The 26,357-nt window shown below is 56.9% G+C and carries 9 protein-coding genes; all 9 read left to right on the top strand.

Annotated elements, in window-relative coordinates; genetic code table 11:
• The first annotated feature begins 75 nt into the window (after positions 1-75).
• The 9 genes from L8H52_RS06695 (at position 76) to L8H52_RS06655 (ending at position 26,350) form a co-directional block, all read left to right on the top strand.
• Positions 76-525 carry a helix-turn-helix domain-containing protein gene (locus L8H52_RS06695; RefSeq protein WP_242206212.1) on the top strand — a complete coding sequence of 150 codons (450 nt, stop codon included), beginning with the start codon at positions 76-78 and terminating at the stop codon, positions 523-525.
• Positions 526-622: 97 nt separating this feature from the next.
• Entirely contained in the window at positions 623-1,171 is a 549-nt protein-coding gene (locus L8H52_RS06690; RefSeq protein WP_242206209.1) for a hypothetical protein, read from the top strand.
• Positions 1,172-1,219: 48 nt separating this feature from the next.
• Positions 1,220-1,630 carry a lipocalin family protein gene (locus L8H52_RS06685; RefSeq protein ID WP_064117520.1) on the top strand — a complete coding sequence of 137 codons (411 nt, stop codon included), beginning with the start codon at positions 1,220-1,222 and terminating at the stop codon, positions 1,628-1,630.
• A gap of 155 nt (positions 1,631-1,785) precedes the next feature.
• Positions 1,786-3,492: a ShlB/FhaC/HecB family hemolysin secretion/activation protein gene (locus L8H52_RS06680; protein ID WP_242206207.1), complete on the top strand. Its 1,707-nt coding sequence runs from the start codon at positions 1,786-1,788 to the stop codon at positions 3,490-3,492.
• A 24-nt stretch (positions 3,493-3,516) separates the two neighbouring features.
• The gene (locus L8H52_RS06675) at positions 3,517-13,944 is read left to right on the top strand and encodes a filamentous hemagglutinin N-terminal domain-containing protein (RefSeq protein WP_242206206.1); all 10,428 of its coding nucleotides are present in this window, start codon (positions 3,517-3,519) and stop codon (positions 13,942-13,944) included.
• On the top strand, positions 13,944-14,246 hold the full coding sequence (locus L8H52_RS06670) for a hypothetical protein (protein WP_242206204.1): 303 nt from the start codon (positions 13,944-13,946) through the stop codon (positions 14,244-14,246). Before L8H52_RS06675 ends, L8H52_RS06670 begins: the two co-directional genes overlap by 1 nt.
• Before the next feature lie 819 nt (positions 14,247-15,065).
• The gene (locus tag L8H52_RS06665; RefSeq protein ID WP_242206202.1) at positions 15,066-15,473 is read left to right on the top strand and encodes a hypothetical protein; all 408 of its coding nucleotides are present in this window, start codon (positions 15,066-15,068) and stop codon (positions 15,471-15,473) included.
• Positions 15,474-15,621: 148 nt separating this feature from the next.
• A complete protein-coding gene (locus L8H52_RS06660; RefSeq protein WP_242206200.1) occupies positions 15,622-16,365 on the top strand; it encodes a hypothetical protein in 744 nt (247 codons plus the stop codon).
• Between the two features lie 430 nt (positions 16,366-16,795).
• Positions 16,796-26,350, top strand: a complete 9,555-nt coding sequence (locus tag L8H52_RS06655; RefSeq protein WP_242206198.1) for a DUF637 domain-containing protein — start codon at positions 16,796-16,798, stop codon at positions 26,348-26,350.
• Positions 26,351-26,357: the final 7 nt, after the last annotated feature.

Here is a 26,357-nt window from a genome sequence, read left to right as displayed (position 1 = left end):
GTCGATCGGCGATAGAGTTGTATGATGCAACCCTGAGCCGCACAGCCGCCCACTGATTCGAGGGAGTACATTTACGTGAAACGCAAAAGTTTGCAGGGCAATGCCTGCCCGGTCGCCCGCACGCTGGACCTGATCGGTGACTGGTGGTCGCTGCTGATCATTCGTGATGCGCTGGATGGCATCCGGCGTTTCAATGATTTCCAGAAGAGTCTGGATATCGCGAAAAACATGCTTAGCGCCCGCCTCAAGGGGCTGGTGGAGCAGGGGATTCTGCAGGCGATGCCAGCCGCCGACGGCGGGGCCTATAAGGAATACGTGCTGACTGAGCGTGGCAAAGCCTTGCAGACCGTGATCGTCGCACTGTCGCAGTGGGGCGGAGAATTCATGTACGCGCCGGGTGAGCCGGGGTCGGTGATGGTTGATGCAAAGGATCGTCAGCCGATTCGCAAGCTGGAATTGACGGCGGCCGATGGTCGCGTGCTGGCACCGGCGGACGTTGCGACGCGACTGGGTGTTGAGCACTGACCAACAAAGGTTTGACGCCAAAATGATGGCCAACTAATATCGCGCCACTATTTTGATGCCATTCCTGGCGCCCTTCCTTAATCGAGAAAATTCGTCCGTGAACAAACGCGCATTACTGCCTCTGGCTGTGATTTTTACGCTGGCAGGCTGCCATTCCAATGTTCGGGATTCTTCTCCAAGCCTGCTGAAAGACGGTGTTCAACTGGGCCAGAACAAAGTGGCCACGGATGACCAGCACGCCAAGGTCATCATGAAAGCCTCCGGTGGCACCCATCCGGTGGAGTTTTCCATCCGGCGCGCGGATGATCCTGACCGCCGCATGGAAGTGCTTGGCACCGTCGTTGATTCAGGTCGGGGCCATGTTTTCGGCTGGATCGCCAAACTCAATGAAGTGGCCAACAGCGCCACGGTCAAGCGCTTCCCGCAAGTGGAGGCACAAGCGGATGCCGGTAAGCCCTTTGAGGTTTCGGGGTATTCGAACAGCCGGGTTACGGGAGGTATTTATACCTGCGGGCCGCTGACCACTGTTTTCACTCCCGAGCGCGGCAAGGTCTACCAGGTGGAGTTCCAGTTCAGCGGTGAGCATTGCGAACAGCATGTTTATGACGTTACTCAGCCTCGGCAGCGCACGCTCGTAAAAAGTTGAGTCGGCATGCACAGCGCACTGAATTTATCGAAAAAAAGGAAACACCCTGTGAAACGGAATCTCTCCCTGGCACTTATTATTCTGGCCGCGACATTGTCTGGCTGCGCCACTAATAAGCCGGTCGTTGACCCATCGCTGGTCGGTTCATGGAAAGGTCAGCGCGACGAAAACGGTAAATGCCAGTTCATGTCCTGGAAAAACCAGTTCAACGCCGACGGTACGTTCTCCATCACCTTTTTCCGCGACGCCAAGCAGACACAGAAGGTGCAAACCGAGCATGGCACCTGGACAGCTACCAATGGCAAGAGTGTGCTGAGAACCAATGGCGTCACTGCGCCTGATGTTTACACCTACAAGTTTACTGATGCTGACACGGTACATTACGTCAATGTGGAGAAAGGTCCTTCGGCTGATTGCCAGGAAGATTATGCTTTTGATGAGCACCGTATTCGCGGGTAAGCCACTCAGAAGCATTGCGGGGCTGCAACGGCCCCGTTTGTACATTCCTCGTTACAAACCCGACAAATGGTCGAAACGATTGTTTGACGTCAAAATGATGGCCATCTAATATCGCGCCACTATTTTGATGTCACTTTCGTCTCGAGGGATCGAACATGTCCTCACCCGCCCTCGTGGCGAGGTTGTGCGTAGCTTTGCTGTGCCTGTCTCCACTTCAGATTGCCGTCGCCGCTCCCACTCCCGGTGACACCGACCTTATCCGTGACCGCCAGAACCGCCTGCTCGAAGAGCAGCAGCGACGCCTTGAGGAACTCAAGGATCTGCCCGGCAAGGACGCCAAGCGTGCACAACCGGCAGCCCCCACCGATACCCGCTGTTTCCCGATCAAAGATATCGAGCTCAAAGGTGCCGACAGCCTCTCCGAGCGCGACAAGACCCGCCTGCTCAAACCCTATATCGGCGAATGCCTGGGCGTGCCGCAGTTAAACGAACTGCTCAAAGTCATCACCGATCACTACATCGAGAAAGGCCTGGTCACCAGCCGCGCTTATCTGCCGCAGCAGGATCTGTCCACCGGGCATCTGCAAGTGCTGGTGGTCGAAGGCAAACTGGAAGGCATGAAGGGCGCGGAAAACAGCCAGCTCTCGGCGCGCGAACTGGCCATGGCCTTTCCCGGCAACACCGGTGAACTGGTCAACCTGCGCGAGATCGAGCAGATGGTCGATCAGCTCAATCGTCTGCCATCGAATCAGGCAAAAATGGAACTGGCGCCCGGCCAGAACGTCGGCGGCAGCGAAGTGCTGGTCACCAACACGCCGCAGAAGCCATGGCGAGTCGGGCTGTCGCGCAACAACGACGGCCAGCGCAGCACCGGCGAACAGCAGTGGGGCACCACGTTTGACTGGGACAGCCCGCTCGGCCTGGCGGATCAGTTGAGCCTGCGCGGCGGTCACGATGCGATGACGGATCATCAGCACACCTCCAACAACGCCATGCTCAATTACAGCTTGCCGTGGGGCTGGTGGACCTTCAGCTACACCTACAGCCAGAGCGAATATCGCTCGCAAATCGCCGCCAACCTCTACAACTTCAAACAGACTGGCGACAGCGAAAACCATCAGTTGCGCGCCGAGCGGGTGATCCATCGCGACGCCGTCAGCAAGACCTCGCTCAGCGCGGGTCTGTCGTATCTGCGCACCAACAACTTCATCGAAGACAGCAAACTCAAACTGAGCAGCAACCGCATCAGCGAAGCGCAGTTCGGCTTCAACCACGGTCGCCGTGTCGGCAGTGCCTTCGTCAACTTTGACGCCGGCATGCAAGAGGGCATCGGTGCCTTCGATGCGCAGGGCAGTCACGATCCCGGCCCCGGCGAGCCTGATGCACGCTACCGCAAATACACCGCCACCCTGAGCTACCTGCAGCCGTTCAAGTTGTGGGGCGAGTCGTTCAGCTTCAGCAGCCTGATGACCGGCCAGCGCAGTGAAGATGTGCTGTTCAGCCCGCAGCGCACCAGCCTTGGTGGCTCGTCGTCGATTCGTGGTTACAAGGACCAGTCGCTGTCCGGTGACAGTGGCGGTTACTGGCGCAACGATCTGCGTTGGTCGCGTCCGGTGACTATCGAATGGCTGCAACCGGTGTTCTCCGAATACGGCACCAGCCTCGGTTACGACCAGGGTGTGATCCAGAACGGTCGCTACAACGGCGATCAGCACGGGCGCATGTCGAGCAACTCGCTGGACCTGTTTGCCCGTGGTCAGCACGTCGCCGCCAGCGTGACCTTTGCCCATTCCCTGGAGCGCCCGGACGCGTTGACCGAGCGTGAAGCACCGATCTATTTCCGTCTGGATTTCTTCCTCTAATAACAACTTTCCGAGAACACCGACATGGACGTTCGCCAGTTTGCCTTTCTTGCACTCCAACCTTCTGCGGCCGTAAAAGACCGTGAACGTTTTTTGGGCATGCCCAAGCGCGGGGTGGCGTTTTTGCTGGCCAATGTCATGTTCTGGCAACCGATGTGGGCGCAGGCTGACGGTATTGTCGTGGCCAACCCCAATACCTCGCTGGATCGCGCCGGCAATGGCGTGCCGATCATCAACATCGCTACGCCCAATGCCAGCGGCCTGTCGCATAACCAGTTCCACGATTACAACGTCGGTGCGCAGGGGCTGATCCTCAACAACGGCTCGACGCAGAATAATCTCACCCAGTTGGGCGGGCACATCATCGACAACCCGAACCTGAAAAACAGCGGTTCGGCGCAGGCGATTCTCAACGAAGTCATCAGCGGCAATCCGAGCCAGTTGCGCGGTTACACCGAAGTGGCGGGCCAGTCGGCGCGGGTCATTGTTGCCAACCCTTATGGCATTACCTGCAACGGGTGCGGTTTTATCAACTCGCCACGGGTAACCCTGACCACTGGCAAACCGGTGCTCGACAACGGTCGGCTGGATCGCTTTCAGGTTGATCAGGGTTCGGTGGCCATCGAGGGCGCGGGCCTCAACGCGACCAACGTCGACCGTTTCGAAATCATCACCCGCAGCGCGAAGATCAACGCCGAGATTCAGGCGCAGAACCTGACGATTGTGGCCGGGCGTAACGACGTCAACGCACAAACTCTGAATGCTACGGCCCGTGCTGATGACGGCAGCAGCAAGCCGCAACTGGCCATCGACTCCTCGGCACTCGGCGGCATGTATGCCGGCGCGATCAAACTGGTCGGTACCGAGGCCGGGGTCGGGGTGAAACTTGACGGCAAACTGATTGCCAGCGGCGGCGATATTCAGCTCGACGCCAATGGCCAGTTGAGCCTCGCAGAAACCTCGGCCACTGGCGCCGTCAACGTCAAGGCTGCCAGCCTCGATACCCAAAGCGCGATCTATGCAGGCACCGCGCTCAACGTGCAAACTCAGGGCAACCTGACCAACCGCCAGACCCTCGCGGCCCGCGACAGCATCACCCTCAGCGCCGGCGGGCAACTGACCAACGCCGGCACCATCGAAGCCGGCGTCAACGCCGACGGCAGCCGCAATGCCAGCGGCGATCTGAGCCTGACCGCTCAGCATCTGGACAACACCGGCAAGAGCTTGCTGGCCAGCCGTAATCTGACGGTCAACGCCGCCACCCTGAACAACCAGAACGGTTTGCTCAGTGCAAAAAACATCGCCCTCACCGGCGGGGCTCTGGACAACCGCAGCGGTCAGATTCTTGGCGATCTCGGGTTGAATATTGATCTGAGCGCAGCGCTGGACAACCGTGATGGCGTGCTCGGTTCCGGGTGGGCGGTAGACCTCAAAGCCGCCAGTGTCGATAACCGCGATGCGGGCTCGGTGGTCAGCGATGGTGGTCTGACTCTGCGCGTCAGTGGCTTGCTCGACAATCGCAACAGGGGCGAGATCACCGCCAAAGGCGCGACGATCCTGACCGGCCAAAGGCTGGACAACAGCGGCGGCAACTTCAGCAGTCTCATGGGCTTGGTGATTACGCTTGATGATGCGCTGACCAATGCTGGCGGCGTCATCAGCAGTGAAGGCACGCTGACCCTCAACGCCGGGCGTATCGATAACAGCACCGGCAACCTGAGCAGTGCCGGCAAGCTCACGATCACCAGCGCGGGAGTATTGCTGAATCGGGCAGGTTCGATCAGCACCGATAGCCTATTGGCCGTCAACAGTGCAAGCCTGGACAACAGTCAAAAAGGCCTGATCATCAGTAAACAAAACAGCCGGATCGATACTGGCCTGTTCAACAACAGCAATGGTCAACTCCTCGGACAACAAGGCTTGACGCTACGCATAGCGCAAGCATTGAACAACGTCAAAGGTGTGATTTCCGGCGCCACTGTGGACAGCCACAGCGCCAGTCTCGATAACCACGAAGGCCTGATCAGCAGTCGCGGCGTGTTGCAGTTGACCACCGACAAGACGTTGGATAATCAGTCGGGCACGGCGATTGCCGACGGTCAGCTCTCGCTTACGGCGGGTATTCTGGACAACCGTGGCGGCAACGTCGCCGGCAAATCGGACGTCAGCGTGCTGGCAGAGAACGCCGACAACCAGAACGGTAAGTTGATCGCCACCGGTGTGCTCAAACTCAACGCCGGTCAACTTGATAATCGTCAAAACGGTCTGTTGGGTTCAACCAAAGCCATGACCCTGACCGTGGGTGAAATGGATAACCGTGGCGGCGAAATCAGCACCAACAGCGATCTGCTGCTCACCGGTAAAAAACTCGACAACAGCGATGGCGGCAAGCTGTTCTCCGGCAAGGCGCTGAAGCTGACCATCGATGAAGTGCTCAACCGCAACAAAGGCCTGATCGATGCGGGCACGCTCTTGACTGTGCAAGCGCGCACTCTGGCCAACAACGGCGGTGAATTGCGCAGTCAGCAAACCATGCACCTGACTGCCGACGACGCCTTCGATAACACTCAGGGCAAGGTCAGCAGTGAATCGACGTTGACGGTCGACACTGCACAGATGAACAACGTCCAGGGCAGTCTTTCCAGTGCCGCCGATTTGAAACTGGTCAGCCGTGGTGGCATCGAGAACCAGGGCGGCAAGGTTGTTACTGATGGTGCACTCGTCATTGAAAGCGGCAGCCTCGACAACCGTCAGCAGGGCACGCTCAGCGGTAAAGGTGCAGTCACCGTTACCACCGGCGCATTCGATAACAGCAATGGCCTGCTCAGCAGTGCCGACACCCTGAACCTCATCGCCGCTCAGGTCACCAATACCGGTGACGGCATTATCGGTAGTCAAGGCGCTCTGACAGCTTCGGTCACAGGTCTCGATCAACAGGGCGGCAAGCTGTTCAGCAACACGCGTCTTAGCCTGGATTTGAATCACGGTCAGTTGAACAACGGCGGTTTGATCAACGCCCCCGGCGCGCTGCTGCTCAAACAACTCAACGGCGTCAACAACCAGGGCGGCACGATCTCCAGCGCGGAAGCCTTCACGCTGACCGCGCAAAGTCTGGATAACGGCAACGGCAATCTTTTGAGCAATCAGGGCCTGACTCTGCGCATTGCCGCAGCACTGGATAACGTCAAGGGCATGATCGGCGCCGCTTCCATTGATGTCCGCGCGGGAAGCGCGAACAACGGCGGTGGTGGCCTGATCAGTCGTGGCGATCTGGACATCACCGTCGACGGCCAATTGCGTAACGACGCCAGAGGGCTGATCAGCGCTGCACAAACGCTGCACATCGACAGTGCCGAGCTCAATAACCGCGACAGTGGTTTGATCAACAGCAAAGGCAACCTGACGCTGAAGGCGACCGGTCTTGACTCCAGCAACGATGGCGAAGTCTCCGCCAACGGTGACGTTGATCTGACACTGACCTCGTTGACCCAGAACGGTGGGCGACTGCTGAGTGACAAATCGCTCACCGTGGATCTGGTCAACGGCGACCTCGACAACCAGAACGGTCTGCTCACCGCCAAAGGCCCGCTGACCCTCAAGCGCCTGCGCGATCTGAGTAACCAGAACGGCGAAGTCTCCAGCAACCTCGGTTTTGACCTCATCGCCCGAACGATAAACAACAGCGCCGGTAAAATCATCAGCGGTGAAAAACTGTTGGTGCGCGGCACGGATCTGATCAACCAGAAAGGTCTGCTGTCCGGCTGGCAAGGGCTCACGGTCAGCGGCGACAGCCTCGATAACCGCGACAGCGGCACGCTATCCAGCAAGTACGCCGATGTCAGCGTTGATCTCAGCGGCAAGCTGCTCAACAGCGGCGCGGGCGCGGTGGTCGCGCAAGGCAATCTGAGCATCAACGCCGGCAGTCTCGATAACAGCGACAAGGGCAACCTCAGCAGTGGAGCAGGGCAGACCCTGACGCTGGCCGGTGCGCTTAATAACAATCAGGGCGGCCTGATTGCCAGCGGTGCGGCGCTGGATATCGTCAGCACCGCGTTCAGCAATATCGGCGGCGCTATCAATGCGCAGCAGGTCATCAATGCCACGGCTTCAAGCCTCGACAACAGCGGCGGACAGATCGCCAGCAACGATGCGATCACCCTTAACCTGAGCGGTGACCTGAACAACAACGCCGGTAAACTCGCGGCTGCCGGCCCGCTGCTGATCAAGGGCGTAACCGATCTGCACAACCAGAACGGTCAGCTCGCCAGCCAGAAAAATCTCGACCTGCGCACCGGTTCGCTGGACAACAGCAACAAGGGCACCATTGCCGCCAATGACCAGTTGCTGATCACCGCCACGGGCGCCGTCAGCAACCAGGCCGATGGCCTGATCTACAGCAAGAATGCCGATGCGCAACTGAAAGCGGCCCGCCTGCTTAACGGCAAAGGCTCGATCCAGACCGATAGCGGTCTGACCCTTGAGATCAGCGGCGACTTCGATAATCAGAGCGGCAAGGTCATCGCCCAGAACGGCGATGTGCTGATCACAGCCGCCAACATCGATAACCGTGGCGGCACGCTTTCCAGCATCAAAGGAGCCTTGGAGGCGCGCACGGTTGGCGTCCTGCGCAACGGTTTCGACCTGAACAACAACCGTCAGGGTGGCATCATTCAGGCGCAGAGCCTGACGCTGTCGGCATTGGCGGGCCTGAACAACAACGGCGGGCGCATTTCGGCGCAAGCGGCAGACAGCAGCATCACCACGGCTGCGCTGACTAACGGCAGTGGCGTGCTTTATGCGAAAAAGCTGTTGGGCGTTACCGGCGCAAGCCTCGATAACAGCGGAGGCCAGATTGCCGCCGAGCGCATCGATTTCAGCCTCAGTGGTGCGCTAAGCAATGGCGCGGGCGTCATCGAAAGCGACACACAACTGAGCGTCAAAGCGGGAACGCTCGATAACCAGAACGGGCGCCTGCGCTCGCTGGGCACCACCGGCAAAACCGAATTTCAGATTGCAAGTTTGCTCGACAACCGCAATGGCATACTGGAAACCGCTAACACGGACTTGACCTTGGCGGTCGGCAGCTTCCTCAACAGCGGCGGGCAACTCAACCACGTTGGGCGCGGCAAATTCGATATCTCCACGGCCAATGTGCTGGGCGCGGGTGGCAGCATCGTCACCGGCGGCCTGCTGGAACTAAATGCCGATAGCTGGAACAACACCAGCGCGATTCAGGCCGGTCGCCTGAACGTGAACGTGCGCGAATTCAGCCAGAGCGCCAGCGGCAAACTGCTGGCTTCGGAGTCTTTGCAGGCCCGGGGCGGCAACTGGACCAACAACGGACTCATCGCCAGTGATGGCACCCTCGACATGCAGTTGGGCGGTGTTTATGCGGGCACCGGCCGCTTGACCAGCCTGCGTGGCAGCGAACTGACCGTCGCACAGATGAACATTGGGGCAGGCGGCAGTTTCGCTGCAGGCGCGACATCGACTCTCCGTGTCGGCGGGCAATTGCTCAATTCGGGACGCATGTCCTCTAGCGAAGATCTGACCGTCAACGCCGGCAGCGTTGTCAACTACGGCAGCCTGGGTGCAGCGCAGAACCTGTCCATGAACACGTCTTCGTTGCTCAACGATCGCGGGTTGATTTTCAGCGGCAATGACATGACGCTCAGCGTCGGCAATCTCACTAACCAGAACGGTGATTTCTACGGGCTGGGTAACGTGACCATAAAGGGTTACGGTACCGCGCAAGCCAGCCAGGTGTTGAACCTGTCAGGTTCGATGGAGAGCGGCAAAACCTTCAAGATCGACGCTGCCAACTTCGCCAACCGCACGTCAGGTGACGACGGTACCCAAAACTTTGCCCTGAATCGCAAGCTGGTTTCCGGGTTTATCGCCGTTCAGTGTGGCGATTGTTCGGGCGGCACTTACGACGTCAATCTCATTGCTCGTGAAGTCTTCGAGGGTGGTCAGGACAACGACACCACGGCCTCTTCCTTGCTGACTGCCGGTGGCGATTTCGTCTTCAACGGCGGTGAGTTCCTCAACAGCAAAAGTACGCTCAGCGCTTCCGGCAACATCACCATCAATGCCAATAACCTGAGGAACGTTGGCGCGGTCAGCGGCAGCATCGAGCGCACCCGTACCTACCGTACTGGCGCAATTGATTCTGGCTCTTTCAATGTCTTCATGCCTGAGGTGATTGGCTACAACCAGCGCAATAACCCGGACTTTCCGAACGTCTATTACATCGACGGCAGCGGGAATTTTGCCCGAGGTGTCGTTTCATCGGCGAAAGGGCGAGAGCCTGGCCATGATGGCGGCACGACCTATGTCGTCGAAATCAAGGATACGGTAACCAACAAGTCCGTCTCCTCCTTGACCCTGTCCGGATATTCATGGGGAAACACCAGTCCTCAATCCCAATACGACCCCAACAACCTCGTGGAAATGCCCACCAGATTGCAGGGGTTCACGCTGACCGATGATAAAGAGCGTCCCTTGGACGGCGCGAACACTGTTGCCGGTCGCAATGCGGTTATCCAGGCAGGCGGCAAAGTCGCGATCACGGCCACTCGGACCATTGAAAACGCCGTTATCCATGAGGACTACGGCTCAACTGGCGGAACCAACAAAGTTGCCGACACCAAAGTCGGCAGCAGTGGCACCACGGTTATCCGTATCAATAGCCAGCTGCCACCAGACCTCGCGCAGCAGCAAGTCAATCCGCTGAGCTTGCCGGGCTTCTCCCTGCCCACCGGTGAAAACGGCCTGTTTCGTTTGAGCGGGCAGGGCAGCAGCACCGCGTCGTCCGGCAACGGCCCAGCGCCGACCTGGACTGTCGGCAGTGGCGCGATCAGTGCTCAGGACCATGTGGCCGTCGCGACCACTGGCGGCCCGCGCAATCTGTTTATTGACGCGCCGGCTCAGGTCTCCGACAGCACCCGCGCAGTCGATACATTCCGTCGCACGCCGAGCGTTGGCAGCGACGCCAAAGACTCGATCGACAACCGCCCGGTGACCCGCGTCACCGGCCTGCCGGACACCAAGGCACCGTCCAACGCGCACAAATACCTGATCGAAACCAACCCGGTACTCACCGACCTCAAGTCGTTCATGAGCTCCGACTACCTACTGGAAAAACTCGGCTATGACCCCGACCAGAGCGCCAAGCGCCTAGGCGATGGTCTCTACGAGCAGCGCCTGATTCAGCAAGCCGTCACTGCGCGCACCGGTCAGGCCTTCCTCGACGGCCAGACCTCTAACGAGGGCATGTTCAAGTACCTGATGAACAACGCCATCGCCAGCAAGGACGCGCTCAACCTGTCCGTCGGCGTCGGCCTCACGTCGCAGCAAGTCGCCGCGCTGACGCACGACATCGTCTGGCTCGAAGAGCACGAAGTGAATGGCGAAAAGGTGCTGGTGCCGGTGGTGTATCTGGCGCAGGCCAATGGCCGCCTGGGTCCAACCGGGGCGTTGATTGCCGGTAGTGATGTGACGTTGATTGCGGGTGAAAACCTCGATAACGTCGGTACGTTGAAGGCCACGAATAATCTGTTGGCGACGGCGGGTAAGGATCTGGTCAGCAGCGGGTTGATTGAGGCAGGTAATCGTCTGGATCTATTGGCGACCAATGACATCGTCAACAAGTCTGGAGGGATTATTACAGGTCGCGATGTCAGCCTGACCACCCTCAAAGGGGACGTGCTTAACACCCGGACGATAACGACTTCTGCCAATGCCACCCGATTTGGCATTCAGATGCATGACTATGCCGATAACGCTGCAAGAATCGAAGCCTCGAATAACCTTACTGTTAAAGCTGCTCAGGACATCAACATTCTTGGTGGTGTCATGCAAAGTGGTCGCGACATGGTGCTGAATGCCGCTCGTGACTTGAATATATCCTCGGTGCAAGTATCCAATAGTGTTTACCAGGACGCGAAGCACAACAGCAGCGATGTGACCCAATTGGGCGCTGAAATTGATGCTGGAGGCGATTTCAAAGCTGATGCCAAACGCGATATCAATGTCATTGCCAGTCAAATCGATGCCAAACGTGATGTGACGATGAAGGCAGTCGGCGATATCGTCATCACGTCGGCTGCGGATGAAGAACACTCACTGTCCAAAAACAAAAAAGTCACCCGTCAGGAAGATCATGTCAGCCAGGTCATGTCCGGGGTTTCGGCAGGTGGCGACGTCAAGCTGGACGCAGGCAATGACCTCAGCGTGATCTCCAGTCGGGTTACCGCAGGTGACGAAGCCTATTTGGCGGCAGGCGACAAACTCGAAATACTTGCATTGCAAGACTCTGACTATTCGCTCTATGACAAGAAGAAAAAGGGTAGTTTCGGCAAGCTTCAAACCAAACGTGACGAAGTGACCAAGAATACTCATATTGGCAGCGAAATCTCGGCTGGAGGTGACCTGACCCTGAAAAGTAAGGGCGACCAGCTGTATCAAGTGGCGGAACTTGAAAGTGGCAAGAACATCATTCTGGACAGCGGTGGCTCCATTACATTTGAAGGTGTGAAAGACCTGCATCAGGAAAGCCACGAGAAAACCAACAATAACGCGGCATGGGTGTCATCGAAAGGTAAGGGTAATACCGATGAAACGCTGCGTCAGACCCATATGACGGCAGGCGGGATAATCACGATCAAAGCAGTTGAAGGACTGAAGATCGATATCAAGGACGTCAACCAGCAATCCGTTAGTCAAACCATCGACACAATGGTCAAGGCTGATCCGCAACTGGCCTGGTTGAAAGATGCTGAAGCACGGGGTGACGTCGACTGGCGGCTGGTCAAAGAAATTCACGAGTCGTTCAAATACGACAATTCAGGTCTCGGTCCGGCTTCGCAAATGATCATCGCGATCGTCATGGCCGCAGTGGTTGGACCGGCGGTTCTCGGTGCCTTGAGCGGAACAGTTGGAACGGCTTGGGCAGCTGGTATTGCTGCCGTTGCTTCCGGTGCGGCAACAAATGCGTCGGTCAGCTTTATCAATAATGGTGGCAATCTTGGAGCGGTATTTGCTGACGTTACTTCCTCCGACGCTCTGCAGGGATACGTTATTTCCGGTCTCACCGCAGGGTTGACCTCTGCCTATTTGAATGACCTGACAGGCATAAAAGTCGATCCAGTTACCAACAAAGTGATATCACCGCCATTGACCACTTGGACGGGTGTGGGGCAATTCGCTGGAAGTCAAGTATTGCAGGGCGGTACGTCTGCACTGATAACCAAGGCTCTGGGTGGCGATGCAAATGTCAGCGATGTACTGAAAACTGCGTTGTTCAATACATTGGCGGCAGTCAGTTTCAATCTTGTAGGTGATCTCACCAAAGATGTCATCGATGACGGATCTGCGACAAAGGTTGTCATTCACGCAATGGTAGGAGGGCTCCTTGCCGAGGCGACCGGAGGTGATTTTGCGACGGGTGCGCTTGCCGCCGGTGCAAACGAAGCATTGATTGGTTACCTGGATAATCTGGTTAAAGGCAATCCGAATCTCCTGACGATGAGTTCTCAAATCATTGGAGTTCTGGCCGGCTCGGTTCAAGAGAATGTCACTGCAAACACATTGGCGAATGCCGCCTGGGTCACAAAGTTTGCTACGCAGTTCAACCGTCAATTACACAAGGAAGACAAGGACCTTGCTGCCCAATTGGCCGCGCGTAGTGGTGGCAAATACACGGTTGAGCAGATTGAAGCACAACTGAGATTGTCCTCTGTCAATGGCACTAATATCACGGCCGCAACAGACATAGTCGTGCCAAGCGGCGGGATCTACGATACCGGTGGCAATTGGATTGATTTGGGCAATGGCATGTATTTGCAGAACTTTGCACCTGCTGATAGAGACATTATTGCCTTTATCAAAGAAAGTACTGGTGCGTACTCATGGGCACTATCGGCCGAGACAGGATTCGGCTCTTTGAATGACAAGCATGATTGGTCGAAGACACCGAGCGGACCGGGTAAACGAGACGCTTTGACTGGCTATCCTCTGGACGAAGACGGTGGCTACAGAGTGCCGATAGCTATCGACGGAAAGCTCTATACTCCGAAATTTCAGTCGTGTGCTACTGCAGAATGCATTGCGTCCGGAGCGAACATTGATTTAAGCGATATCAATACGCTCAAATGGATCCGGGCAGCGAATGTGAAGATGGCCAGCGATGTCTCGGACCTTACCTCGCTCCTGGCGATTTTTACCCCTGCAGGTATCTCGGTGACCATGTCAAATACATCAATGGCAGCTTCACTACTTGCGGGCTATCTCAATGACGAAACAGTCACCGCTGTGACAAGTACTGTGTTAAGTATCGGATTTGAACGTTACGCGAGATCGAAAGGCGTGGATGAAATCACGGCAGGCAGAATATCAAACGCTTTGGGGCTGGCAAAAGTTTGGGATAAGTTGGCAAAGGGGGAGTTTTAATGCCCGGGCGTATGAGTTTTTTGGTGGGGCTTTTATTCAAATATCCCAACTGTGTAGGTCTGATTTTGTTGGGTGCCAGTTTTGCTAACGCGGTGCTGAGATTTGATGGAAGCTTCAAGCGTTTTTTTACAATGGTCGTTGTTCAGATTTTGTTTGGTCAGGGCGTATGGAACTACTTGTGCGGCCGTCGAATTGCCATAGGTCCCAGTAGTTTGGGGAAGAGTTCAAATCCGGAGTGGCGTGCGCTGTTGGCGTCATTTGCATTCGGCCTTTATATGATCGTGTTTTTTTTGGGGTTTTAAGCGATGTGCTTTTGAAGAGGTAAATGGGCTGTCCCCGTTTATCTCCCGGAAATTGCAGGGAACAAATGAGGACAGACCACGTTTAGAAAGCACTCCGAAAACATGGTCTGTCCCCGTTTTACCCCAGACTGCAGGGGGCGGCGGCTCTCTGACAGGTAGCGTGATAAAGGGGGAGGATTCGATCCCTCCAGTAGTAGGATCAGTTGCCGGCACAACTCTCGGTTTTCTAAGGGGGACCCGTGATCTCGAATATGTTGAAACCCATTGTGCGGGAATCCACATCATCGGTTTTGGGCAACATGGGCGGTTCTTATGGATCTGAAGCGCTTTCAGACTGGATTCAAACTGTGGTGGGTAAAAAGTGAGTCCAAAAAAAATAGGAGTGGGAACCTTTCTTCTGGCTTCCAGCCTCTGTTATCTGCTGTTTGTTGCAGTGGGTTTAGTCTCCGTGTTGTGCGGTGCGATTTTCGTTTTTCTGAAAGACGGAGTCTGGTTGTACAGTTATGAGAGCGTATGGCGTGTACTGAAAGGTGCTGGAGCCTACGCGATGGCGGCAGTGGTTTACCTGGTGATCAAAACGATCCACGGGATATGGAAAGCCAGGCAACAGAACAAGCATGGTGGTTAACCAGCTTTCTTCTCTGTGGATAAATGGGGACAGACCACGTTTAGAAAGTACTCCGAAAACGTGGTCTGTCCCCGTTCTACCCGTTCTACCCGTTCAACTCTTCAAAGGGTCCGTTGATTGAAGGAGGGCACCATGGCTGGGCTATTAGACATCGTATTTGAGAACGTCAAACAGAATGTGGTTTGCCCTTGTTGGAAACAGTTATTACCAATGCAGCCTCAGTAATCGGCGCTGAGTGTTCAGAGGTTTTTTCAGTCTGGAACGATGGGAAGCTTGAGCTTGATGCTGTCGACGCCGCACTTGATTTCAATGGCGCAGTGAGTGTACTTATCAATGTTCGAAGTCTGAAGTTTATAGATGTGAGCGTAAACTCGGCACTCATTCGAATTCTTAAGTATCAAGGTGGTTTTGATCTTGATATTAGTTTTGATGAGGATGATGACGGGTTGGCGGATGTCGATGGTGTTGGTGCTTTTTTTGCGTTCTCGAAGGAAGTGGCCAAGAAATTCGAGTTTGGTAATTGCTACTTTGGAATGGAGCCAGCCTCGGAGGAGAATACACGATTTTTCACCAATGACGTGTTGGGGCCGCTGAAGTAAAGCGAGCTGACGAGTTTTTCTTATTATCAAACGCTTCCTGGCTCGAATGGGGGCAGAGCATGTTCAGAAGCACTCCGAAAACGTGGTCTATCCCCCGTTTCACCCATTTTGCCTTTAATCTTAACGAAAGTGAAAAAGGACGTTTTAAGTGTTAAAAATTTCAATCAAGATATGTTTCGCTATTGCTTCCGTTTTTTTTATAGCCCTCGCAAACGCAAGCAACTTTAAAATATCCGAAGAAAGTGAAGCACTGTACTTCAAGGCGCTACCTTACCTGGTGAAAATTGATGAACTGACTAGCAATTTGTACGCTGCTCGTGATCAGTTACCTATTAACGAGAAATTCCCTGAACAAAAGAAACAACAATATAAGGATGAAGTGCAAGCGCTTTTAAAAGAAGGAATGCCTTTGCTCAAGCGCTCAGCTGAGGATGGCAACCCAGCTGCGCAGTATCGTCTAGTATTTATGTCGTCGATCGTTCAACTTTCCGAAGAAGAAACCTGCAACCTGCTGAGGTCCAGTTTGAGCAATGGATTTACTCCGGCGGGATTACTAATGTTTTTCGAATGCTCCGATGAGGTTAAAACGCTTGGGTTCCGCTCACTCATCGAGGCCCTTCCTAAAAATGAAACCATTTATAAAAAATACTACCCTCAACCGACAATGCTACCGACATGTAATATCTTCAGCGATAGACGATCTTTATTTACGATCGTACCGCTAGACGAAAGAAGCTTTCGCGCCAACCTTTATATGCGCTTATCGGTTCAAATGTCGACGCCAAACCTTAATGAAGAACAGCTCAGGTATCTCAACAAAGCCGCCGAGAATGGATGCGCCGAAGCAATAATGTGGCTAAACGCTAAAACCGGTAATTCGTTGGGTGGGTAATAGATGAACAGGTGTCGGCGCAGATGTTCGTTTGGTTCCCACGGCTATAAACCAAGCCTACCCCGCCGCCCGTTGGGTCGCTGAGCATGTCAAGGAGGCAGGGGGACAAATGGAGACAGCCCACGTTAAAAAATGTGTCCTGTCCCCATTTCTCCAGCCTTTATTGAGCCGAACGCAACGTTCGGCAGGCAGCCAATTGGGCTCAGGCATCGTGAAGCACGAGTCTCATCCATTAATTGACGCCAGAATTATGCCTCTCTACAATAGTGCCACTATATTGATATCACTGCTTCGTCGCGCCTAGCCTGCCTGCCGTCGACGTGACATTCGCTTATTTCCTGAACGATCGCATCCGCTGACGTCGTCTGCCTTGCCGGTCGGTTTTTGCGTGGATTTCCCCCCCGACCGTTGCCCGCCCCGAGATTCTGATATGGACGTCCTTCAACTGGCTCTTCTGGCCAGTCAGCCTTCTGCTGCCGAAAAAAACCACGAACGTTTCCTGGGCATGCCCAAGCGCGGACTGGCGTTCCTGCTGGCGAACGTCATGTTCTGGCAACCGATGTGGGCGCAGGCCGACGGCATCGTGGTGGCCAATCCGAATACCTCGCTGGATCGTGCCGGCAACGGTGTGCCGATCATCAACATCGCCACGCCCAATGCCAGCGGTCTGTCGCATAACCAGTTCCACGATTACAACGTCGGCGCGCAAGGACTGATCCTCAACAACGGCTCGACCCAGAACACGATCACGCAGTTGGGCGGGCACATCATCGACAACCCGAACCTGAAAAACAGCGGTTCGGCGCAGGCAATTCTCAACGAAGTCATCAGCGGCAATCCGAGCCAGTTGCGCGGTTACACCGAAGTGGCGGGCCAGTCGGCGCGGGTGATCGTCGCCAACCCTTATGGCATTACCTGTAATGGTTGCGGTTTCATCAACTCACCGCGTGTGACGTTGACCACCGGTAAACCGGTGCTCGACAACGGCCGACTGGATCGCTTTCAGGTTGATCAGGGTTCTGTAGCCATCGAGGGCGCGGGACTCAACGCGACCAACGTCGACCGCTTCGAAATCATCACCCGCAGCGCGAAGATCAACGCCGAGATTCAGGCGCAGAACCTGACGATTGTTGCCGGGCGCAACGACGTCAACGCACAAACCCTTAACGCCACCGCGCGCGCCGACGACGGCAGCGGCAAACCACAACTGGCGATCGACTCTTCGGCCCTCGGCGGCATGTATGCCGGCGCGATCAAACTGGTCGGCACCGAGGCCGGCGTCGGGGTGAAGCTCGACGGCAAACTGATTGCCAGCGGCGGCGATATTCAGCTCGATGCCAACGGCCAGTTGAGCCTCGCAGAAACCTCGGCCACTGGCGCCGTCAACGTCAAGGCCGTCAGCCTCGATACCCAAAGTGCGATCTATGCAGGCACCGCGCTCAATGTGCAGACTCAAGGCAACCTGACCAACCGCCAGACCCTCGCCGCCCGCGACAGCATCAGCCTCAGCGCTGGTGGTCGACTGACGAACGCCGGCACCATCGAAGCGGGCGTCAACGCCGACGGCAGCCGTAATGCCAGCGGCGATCTGAGCCTGACCGCTCAGCATCTGGACAACACCGGCAAGAGCTTGCTGGCCAGCCGCAATCTGACGGTCAACGCCGCCACCCTGAACAACCAGAACGGTACGCTCAACGCCAAAGCCATTGCCATCGGCGGTGGGGCTCTGGACAACCGCAACGGCCGGATGCTCGGCGATCTGGGCTTGAACATCGATCTCAGCGCGGCGCTGGACAACCGTGGCGGCGTGCTCGGTTCCGGTGCAATGGTCAATCTCAAAGCGGCCAGTCTCGATAACCGCGGTGCCGGTTCATTGGTCAGCGATAGCGGGCTGACGGTGCGCGTCGATGGCTTGCTCGACAACCGCGACAAAGGTGCGATCACCGCCAAAGGCGCAACAAGCGTTTCCGCCGGCACACTGTTCAACCAGGCAGGCTTGATCAGCGGCCGCAGCGCGTTGCAGCTGACTGCCGACCAGACCCTGGATAACCAGCTCGGTACGGTGATTGCCGACGGCCAACTCACGCTCACCGCCAAGTCTCTGGACAACCGCAGCGGCAACCTCGTTGGCAAGTCGGATGTCAGCGTTCAGGCGCAAAACGTCAACAACCAGAAAGGCAAGTTGATCGCCACCGGCGTGCTCAAACTCAACGCCGATCAACTCGATAACCGTCAGAATGGCCTGCTCGGTTCGACCAGCGCCATGACCCTGACGGTCGCTGAGCTGGATAATCGCGGTGGCGAAATCAGCACCAACAGCGACCTGCTGCTCACCGGCAAAAAGCTCGACAACAGCGACGGCGGCAAGGTTTTCGCCAGCAAGTCAGCGACGCTGACGGTTGATCAAGTGCTCAACCGCAACAAGGGTCTGATCGATGCGGCCACGCGGTTCACGCTGCACGCGCGCACGCTGGCCAACAACGGCGGGGAATTGCGCAGCCAGCAGGCCATGCAGTTGACCATCGACGATGCTTTCGATAACGCTCAGGGCAAAGTCAGCAGTGAAGCGACGCTGACAGTCAACGCCGCGCAGCTGATCAACAACCTGGGCATTTTCTCCAGTGCCGCCGATTTGAAGCTCGTCAGCCGTGGTGGCCTCGATAACCTCGGCGGCAAGATTGTCACCGACGGTGCGCTCGTCATTGACAGCGGCAGCCTCGACAACCGTCAGCAGGGCACGCTCAGCGGTAAAGGTGCGGTCACCGTCACCACCGGCGCATTCGATAACAGCGAGGGCTTGCTCAGCAGTGCCGACACCCTGGACCTCGTCGCCGGGCAAGTCACCAACAATGGTGCTGGCAGTATCGGCAGTCAGGGCACGCTGACGGCGTCGGTCAAAGGGCTTGATCAACAGGGCGGCAAGCTGTTCAGCAACACGCGCCTGAGCCTGGATCTGAATCATGGGCAACTGAACAACGGTGGTTCGATCAACACCCCCGGCGCGCTGCTGCTCAAGCAACTCAACGGCGTCAACAACCAGGGCGGCACGATCTCCAGCGCGGAAGCGTTCACACTGACCGCGCAATATCTTGATAACAGCGACGGCAGTCTCTTGAGTAATCAGGGGCTGACCCTGCGCATCGCGGCGGCGCTGGATAACGTCAAAGGCATGATCGGCGCGGCAGCCATCGATGCCCGCGCGGGGAATGTGAACAACAGCGGCGGCAGCTTGATCAGCCGTGGTGATCTTGAGCTGAACGTCGACGGCCAGTTGCGCAACGACGGCAAAGGCTTGATCAACAGCAAGGGCAACCTGACGCTGAGGGCGACCGGTCTTGACTCCAGCAACGATGGCGAAGTCTCCGCCAACGGTGACGTTGATCTGACACTGACCTCGTTGACCCAGAACGGTGGGCGACTGCTGAGTGACAAATCGCTCACCGTGGATCTGGTCAACGGCGACCTCGACAACCAGAACGGTCTGCTCACCGCCAAAGGCCCGCTGACCCTCAAGCGCCTGCGCGATCTGAGTAACCAGAACGGCGAAGTCTCCAGCAACCTCGGTTTTGACTTGATCGGCCGAGCGATGAATAACAGCGCCGGCAAAATCATCAGCGGTGAAAAACTGTTGGTACGCGGCACGGATTTGATCAACCAGAAAGGTCTGCTGTCCGGCTGGCAAGCGCTGGCGGTGAACGGCAACAGCCTCGACAACCGCGACGGCGGTACGCTGTCGAGCAAATACGCTGATGTCAGCGTTGATCTCAGCGGCAAGCTGCTCAACAGCGGCGCGGGCGCGGTGGTCGCGCAAGGCAATCTGAGCATCAACGCCGGCAGTCTCGATAACAGCGACAAGGGTAACCTCAGCAGTGGAGCAGGGCAGACCCTGACGCTGGCCGGTACGCTCGATAACCATCAGGGTGGCCTGATTGCCAGCGGTGCGGCGCTGGATATCGTCAGCACCGCGTTCAGCAATATCGGCGGCGCTATCAATGCGCAGCAGGTCATCAATGCCACGGCTTCAAGCCTCGACAACAGCGGCGGACAGATCGCCAGCAACGATGCGATCACCCTCAACCTGAGCGGTGAGCTGAACAACAACGCCGGTAAACTCGTGGCTGCCGGCCCGCTGCTGATCAAGGGCGTGACCGATCTGCACAACCAGAACGGTCAGCTCGCCAGCCAGAAAAATCTCGACCTGCGTACCGGCTCGCTGGACAACAGCAACAAGGGCACCATTGCCGCCAATGACCAATTGCTGATCAGCGCCACGGGCGCCATCAGCAACCAGGCCGATGGCCTGATCTACAGCAAGAATGCCGATGCGCAACTGAAAGCGGCCCGCCTGCTTAACGGCAAAGGCTCGATCCAGAGCGACAGCGGTCTGACCCTTGAGATCAGCGGCGATTTCGACAACCAGAGCGGCAAAGTCATTGCCCAGAACGGCGATGTGCTGATCACAGCGGCCAACATCGATAACCGTGGCGGCACGCTCTCGAGCATCAAAGGTGCCTTGGAGGCGCGCACGGTTGGCGTCCTGCGCAATGGTTTCGACCTGAACAACAACCGTCAGGGTGGCATCATTCAGGCGCAGAGCCTGACGCTGTCGGCATTGGCGGGGCTGAACAACAACGGCGGGCGGATCTCGGCGCAAGCGGCAGACAGCAGCATCACCACGGCTGCGCTGACTAATGACAGTGGCGTGCTTTATGCGAAAAAGCTGTTGGGCGTCACTGGCGCAAGCCTCGATAACAGCGGCGGACAGATTGCCGCCGAGCGCATCGATTTCAGCCTCAGTGGTGCGCTAAGCAATGGCGCGGGCGTCATCGAAAGCGACACACAACTGAGCGTCAAAGCGGGAATGCTCGATAACCAGAACGGACGCCTGCGCTCGCTGGGCGTCTCCGGCAAAACCGAATTTCAGATTGCAGGTTTGCTCGACAACCGCAATGGCGTACTGGAAACCGCCAACACTGACCTGACCCTGGCGGTCGGCAGCTTCCTCAACAGCGGCGGGCAGCTCAACCACGTTGGGCGCGGCAAGTTCGATATCTCGACAGCCAATGTGCTGGGCGCGGGTGGCAGCATCGTCACCGGCGGCCTGCTGGAACTCAATGCCGATAGCTGGAACAACACCAGCGCGATTCAGGCCGGTCGCCTGAACGTGAACGTGCGCGAATTCCGCCAGAGCGCCAGCGGCAAACTGCTGGCTTCGGAGTCTTTGCAGGCCCGGGGCGGCAACTGGACCAACAACGGCTTGATTGCCAGTGATGGCTCCATCGATATGCAGTTGGGCGGAACCTATGCGGGTAGCGGTCGACTGAGCAGTCAGCGCGGCACCTATCTCTCCGCTGCACAAATGAACCTCAGTGCGGGCGGCAGTTTTGCCGCTGGTGCGACATCGACCATCAGCGTCGGTGGGCAACTGCTCAACGCGGGACGCATCACCTCCAGCGAAGACCTCACCGTCAACGCCGGCAGCGTTGCCAACTACGGCAGCCTCGGGGCGGCGCAGAACCTGTTCATCAACACGCCCACATTGCTCAACGATCGCGGGCTGATTTTCAGCGGCAACAACATGACACTCGGCGTCAGCACGCTGACCAACCAGCACGGCGATTTCTACGGTCTGGGCAATGTGCTGATCGGTGGATATGGCGGCGCGGCGCGGGCTGCCGGGGTCTACAACATTTCCGGTTCGATGGAGAGCGTGAAGGATTTCACGCTGAACGCCGATGTGTTCGAGAACCGTACGGAAGGCCCGTCGGCGTCGGTCGAGCGCAAGCTGATATCGGGGTTTATCGCGGCTACGTGTGGTGACTGTGTTGGCGGCACGTTCAACAATTTCCTCGCCACGCGCGAGACGTATCAATTTGTCGACAGTGATACCAGCGCTTCCGCCGTACTTAACATCGGCAAGGATTTTGTTTTCCAGGGCGGCACGTTCCTCAACAGCAAAAGTACTGTGGCGGCGGGTGGCAACATCACCGTCACTGCTGACTCCCTGAAGAACATTGGCGCCAAAAGCGGAGTTATCGACGTTACGCGCCAGTACAACTTTGAAATGGGGACTGGCAGCACGGCAAAGTTCATGGCCGAAGTCGTGATGCCCTATAACCAGCGCAACAATCCCGATTTCCCTTCTGTGTATTACGTGATCGCGCCGCAAGGTTTGATCCGCAAAGCCACAGCCACGACAGTGGGCGGCGGCATTGTCATCACCGACGACGAAACCGGTGAAAACGTCGGCAGTCGCAAATATGGCCGGGCCATGTCTGGATTCAGCGCCGGTTTCGAAACCTCGACTCCGTCGCAGTACGACCCCGATAACCTGCTGGCGTTGCCGAGCGAACTGGCGCAGTACCAGAAAGGTTTTGCGGATGAAACGCCAAGTACCAGTGCGGGGCTGCCTGGTGCCGCGACCGGTCGCAACGCAGTCATCCAGGCCGCTGGCAACGTCTCGATCAACGCCACCAAGGAAGTGGTAAACGCCGTCATCCACGAGGATTACAGCTCAACCGGTGGCACCAATAAAGTCGCCGACACCAAGGTTGGTAACAGTGACACTGTCGTTGTCCGTATCAACAGCCAACTGCCGCCAGACCTCGCCCAGCAGCAGGTCAATCCGTTGAGTCTGCCAGGCTTCTCCTTGCCCACAGGCGAAAACGGCTTGTTCCGTTTGAGCGGGCAGGGCAGTAGCGTTGCATCGGCTGGTAACGGCCCCGCGCCGACCTGGACGGTGGGCAATGAAGCGATCAGCGCTCAGGATCATTTGGCCGTCGCCACCAATGGCGGCCCGCGCAATCTGTTTGTTGACGCCCCGGCTCAGGTTTCCGACAGCACTCGTGCGGTCGATACGTTCCATCGAACCTCGAGCACTGGTGATGACACCCGTCCGGTCACCCGCGTTACCGGCCTGCCGGACACCAAGGCACCGTCTAACCCGCACAAATACCTGATCGAAACCAACCCGGTACTCACCGACCTCAAGTCCTTCATGAGCTCCGATTACCTGCTGGCCAAACTCGGCTACAACCCCGACCAGAGCGCCAAACGCCTGGGCGACGGCCTCTATGAACAACGCCTGATCCAGCAAGCCGTGACCGCCCGCACCGGTCAGGCCTTCCTCGACGGCCAGACCTCCAACGAGGGCATGTTCAAGTACCTGATGAACAACGCCATCGCCAGCAAGGACGCGCTCAACCTGTCGGTGGGCGTCGGCCTCACGTCGCAGCAAGTCGCGGCACTGACCCACGACATCGTCTGGCTCGAAGAGCACGAAGTGAATGGCGAAAAAGTCCTGGTGCCGGTGGTGTATCTGGCGCAAGCGAATGGCCGCCTCGGCCCGACCGGGGCACTGATTGCCGGTAAGGATGTGACCCTGATCGCCGGGGAAAACCTCGATAACGTCGGTACCTTGAAAGCGACCAATAACCTGTCAGCGACGGCGGGCAAGGATCTGATCAACAGCGGTTCGGTCGAGGCGGGTAATCGGCTGGATCTGTTGGCGACCAACAACATCGTCAACAAGGCCGGCGGGATCATTGCTGGACGCGATGTCAGCCTGACCACGCGCACGGGGGATGTGATCAACGAACGGACCATCACCTCGATGGACGACCAGTACGGCACCGTCACCCGGCATCAGGATTTTGCCGATAACGCAGCGCGGATCGAAGCGGCCAACGACCTGACTGTCAAAGCGGCCAACGACATCAATATTGTCGGTGGTGTGATGCGCAGCGGTCAGGACATGGCATTGAATGCCGGGCGCGACGTTAATGTTTCGTCCGTGCAGATTAATAACAGTGTTTCGTTGGGTTCAAGGGCAAGTAGCAGCGATATCACTCAACTGGCCGCCGATATCGATGCCGGACGTGACTTCAAGGCCGAGGCCAAGCGCGACATCAATGTGATTGCCAGTGAGATCGATGCCAAGCGTGATGTGTCGATGAAGGCTGCCGAGAATCTGGTGATCAGCTCGGCGGCGGATGAAGAGCACTCTAAATCCAAAAATAAGAAAGAGAAGCGCCAGGAGGATCATGTCACTCAGGTTATGTCCGGGATTACCGCGGGTGGCGACGTCAAACTCGATGCGGGCAAAGACCTCAGTGTGATTTCCAGCCGCGTTACTGCGGGTGATGAAGCCTACCTGGTCGCGGGAGACCGTCTCGAACTCCTGGCCGCGCAAGATACGGACTACTCGCTATATGACATGAAGAAAAAAGGCAGCTTCGGCAAGCTGAAGATGCAGCACGATGAGGTGACCGACATTAAGCACGTCGGCTCCGAAATCAAGGCCGGTGGCAACCTGACGCTGTCGAGCAAAGGTGATCAGCTGTATCAGGTCGCCAAGCTGGAAAGTGGCAACAACATCACGCTGGACAGTGGCGGGGCGATTACTTTTCAGGGGGTCAAGGACCTCCATGACGAAAACCATACCAAGACCAACAACAGCGCTGGCTGGGTGTCCTCCAAAGGTCGCGGCAATACCGACGAGACCTTGCGCCAAACCCAGATGATCGCCAAGGGCAATATCGTTATCAAGGCAGTCGACGGCCTGAACATCGACATCAAGGATGTGAATCAGCAATCCGTCAGCCAGACCATCGACGCTATGGTCAAGGCGGATCCGCAGCTGGCCTGGTTGAAGGATGCCGAGGCCCGGGGGGACGTGGATTGGCAGCGGGTGAAGGAGATTCACGAGTCTTTCAAATACGAGAACTCGGGACTGGGCCCGGCGGCACAAATAGCAATCGCGATCATGATGTCTTTCGTCATGGGGCCGGCAGGGCTGGGCCTGGTCGGCGGTGGCTTCGGTGGGGCAATCGCAACAAGTCTGGCAACCACGGGCGTTACCAGCACCATTAATAACAAGGGTGATCTAGGGGCCGCGTTCAAGGAGACCTTCAGTGCCGGTAGTTTGAAAAATGCGGCTATCGCCGGGTTTACGGCGGGCATGCTCGACTATGCAGACACCAACTGGTTTGCGGCTGGTGGCAGCAAAACTGCAAATATCCTGACCAGCAGCAATATTACTGATGTCGCTATCCGCACGACGGGGCGCGCGATTATCTCCAGCGGAATTTCCACCACCATTGGTGGCGGTAGCTTTGGTGACAACTTTGGAGCGGCGTTGCTGGGTGAGGCGAGCAGTGTCGCCATGGCGACCGGGTTCAACTGGGTTGGCGACAAAACAATCAGATTTCCGGATGGCAGTGTGGAGAAAGTTGCCGCGCATGCGCTGATGGGTGGTTTGATTTCTCAAGTGATGGGAGGAGATTTCGCTACTGGTGCGGCAGCAGCAGGATTGAACGAAGCGGCAATAAATGCGCTTATTTTCATGGCTGGTGACAATCAAGAACTTCAAAAATCGCTCTCTCAACTTACCGGGTTGATTGGCGCTGCGGCTGTGAGCGGGGATCTCGCCTTAGGCTCGGAAATTGCGAAATACGCGACGGAATACAACACACAGAATCATTCCCATATAGACCAGATGCAGGGTCACAATTCTGTACAGGAGGTGGATGAGGAGTTAAGGCACACACTCAGGGAGCATATTCCACTCCAGGAGCAGGAAGCGCAGGGGGATGTAACTATTCCGATTGATCCGGGTATCAGCCCGGTAATCGCAGGCTCTATACTCGGCCTCAAGGTTCCTCCTGGTGGACCAAAGGTGCCTCCAAAGCTTGAGGCATTCACCAATCCCCCCCAAAGCCCCGTAATTCCTTTAACGTGGACAAGTAAGCCAGGAAAAACGTCAGGGAGTACTATTTATTTTCCGCCGGGTACGGATCCATCAGCACCGGGAAGTACGTATATCCGATTAATGCCTGCTGGCTCCACTCCTGTTCCAGGGTTGGAAAATGGTTATTGGATCTCGGTGAAAAATGGGCAACCGATTAACCCGGCGACAGGCGGAACCGGCACGAGAGGACATACGCATGTGCCTTTGGCACCTGATACCTTTCCGCCAAAAAGATGAGGTGGTA

The organism is Pseudomonas sp. CROZ-RG-20F-R04-15 (assembly GCF_022662375.1).
In the GTDB taxonomy this organism is placed as follows: domain Bacteria; phylum Pseudomonadota; class Gammaproteobacteria; order Pseudomonadales; family Pseudomonadaceae; genus Aquipseudomonas.
Note: the sequence above shows the minus strand (reverse complement) of the source record. Positions and strands in the feature narration are given on the sequence as shown.

Bases quoted from the DNA above. Each gene is read 5' to 3' on its own strand.
- L8H52_RS06680 (WP_242206207.1), top strand. From the start codon at position 1,786: ATGTCCTCACCCGCCCTCGTGGCGAGGTTGTGCGTAGCTTTGCTGTGC.
- L8H52_RS06675 (WP_242206206.1), top strand. From the start codon at position 3,517: ATGGACGTTCGCCAGTTTGCCTTTCTTGCACTCCAACCTTCTGCGGCC.
- L8H52_RS06670 (WP_242206204.1), top strand. From the start codon at position 13,944: ATGCCCGGGCGTATGAGTTTTTTGGTGGGGCTTTTATTCAAATATCCC.
- L8H52_RS06655 (WP_242206198.1), top strand. From the start codon at position 16,796: ATGGACGTCCTTCAACTGGCTCTTCTGGCCAGTCAGCCTTCTGCTGCC.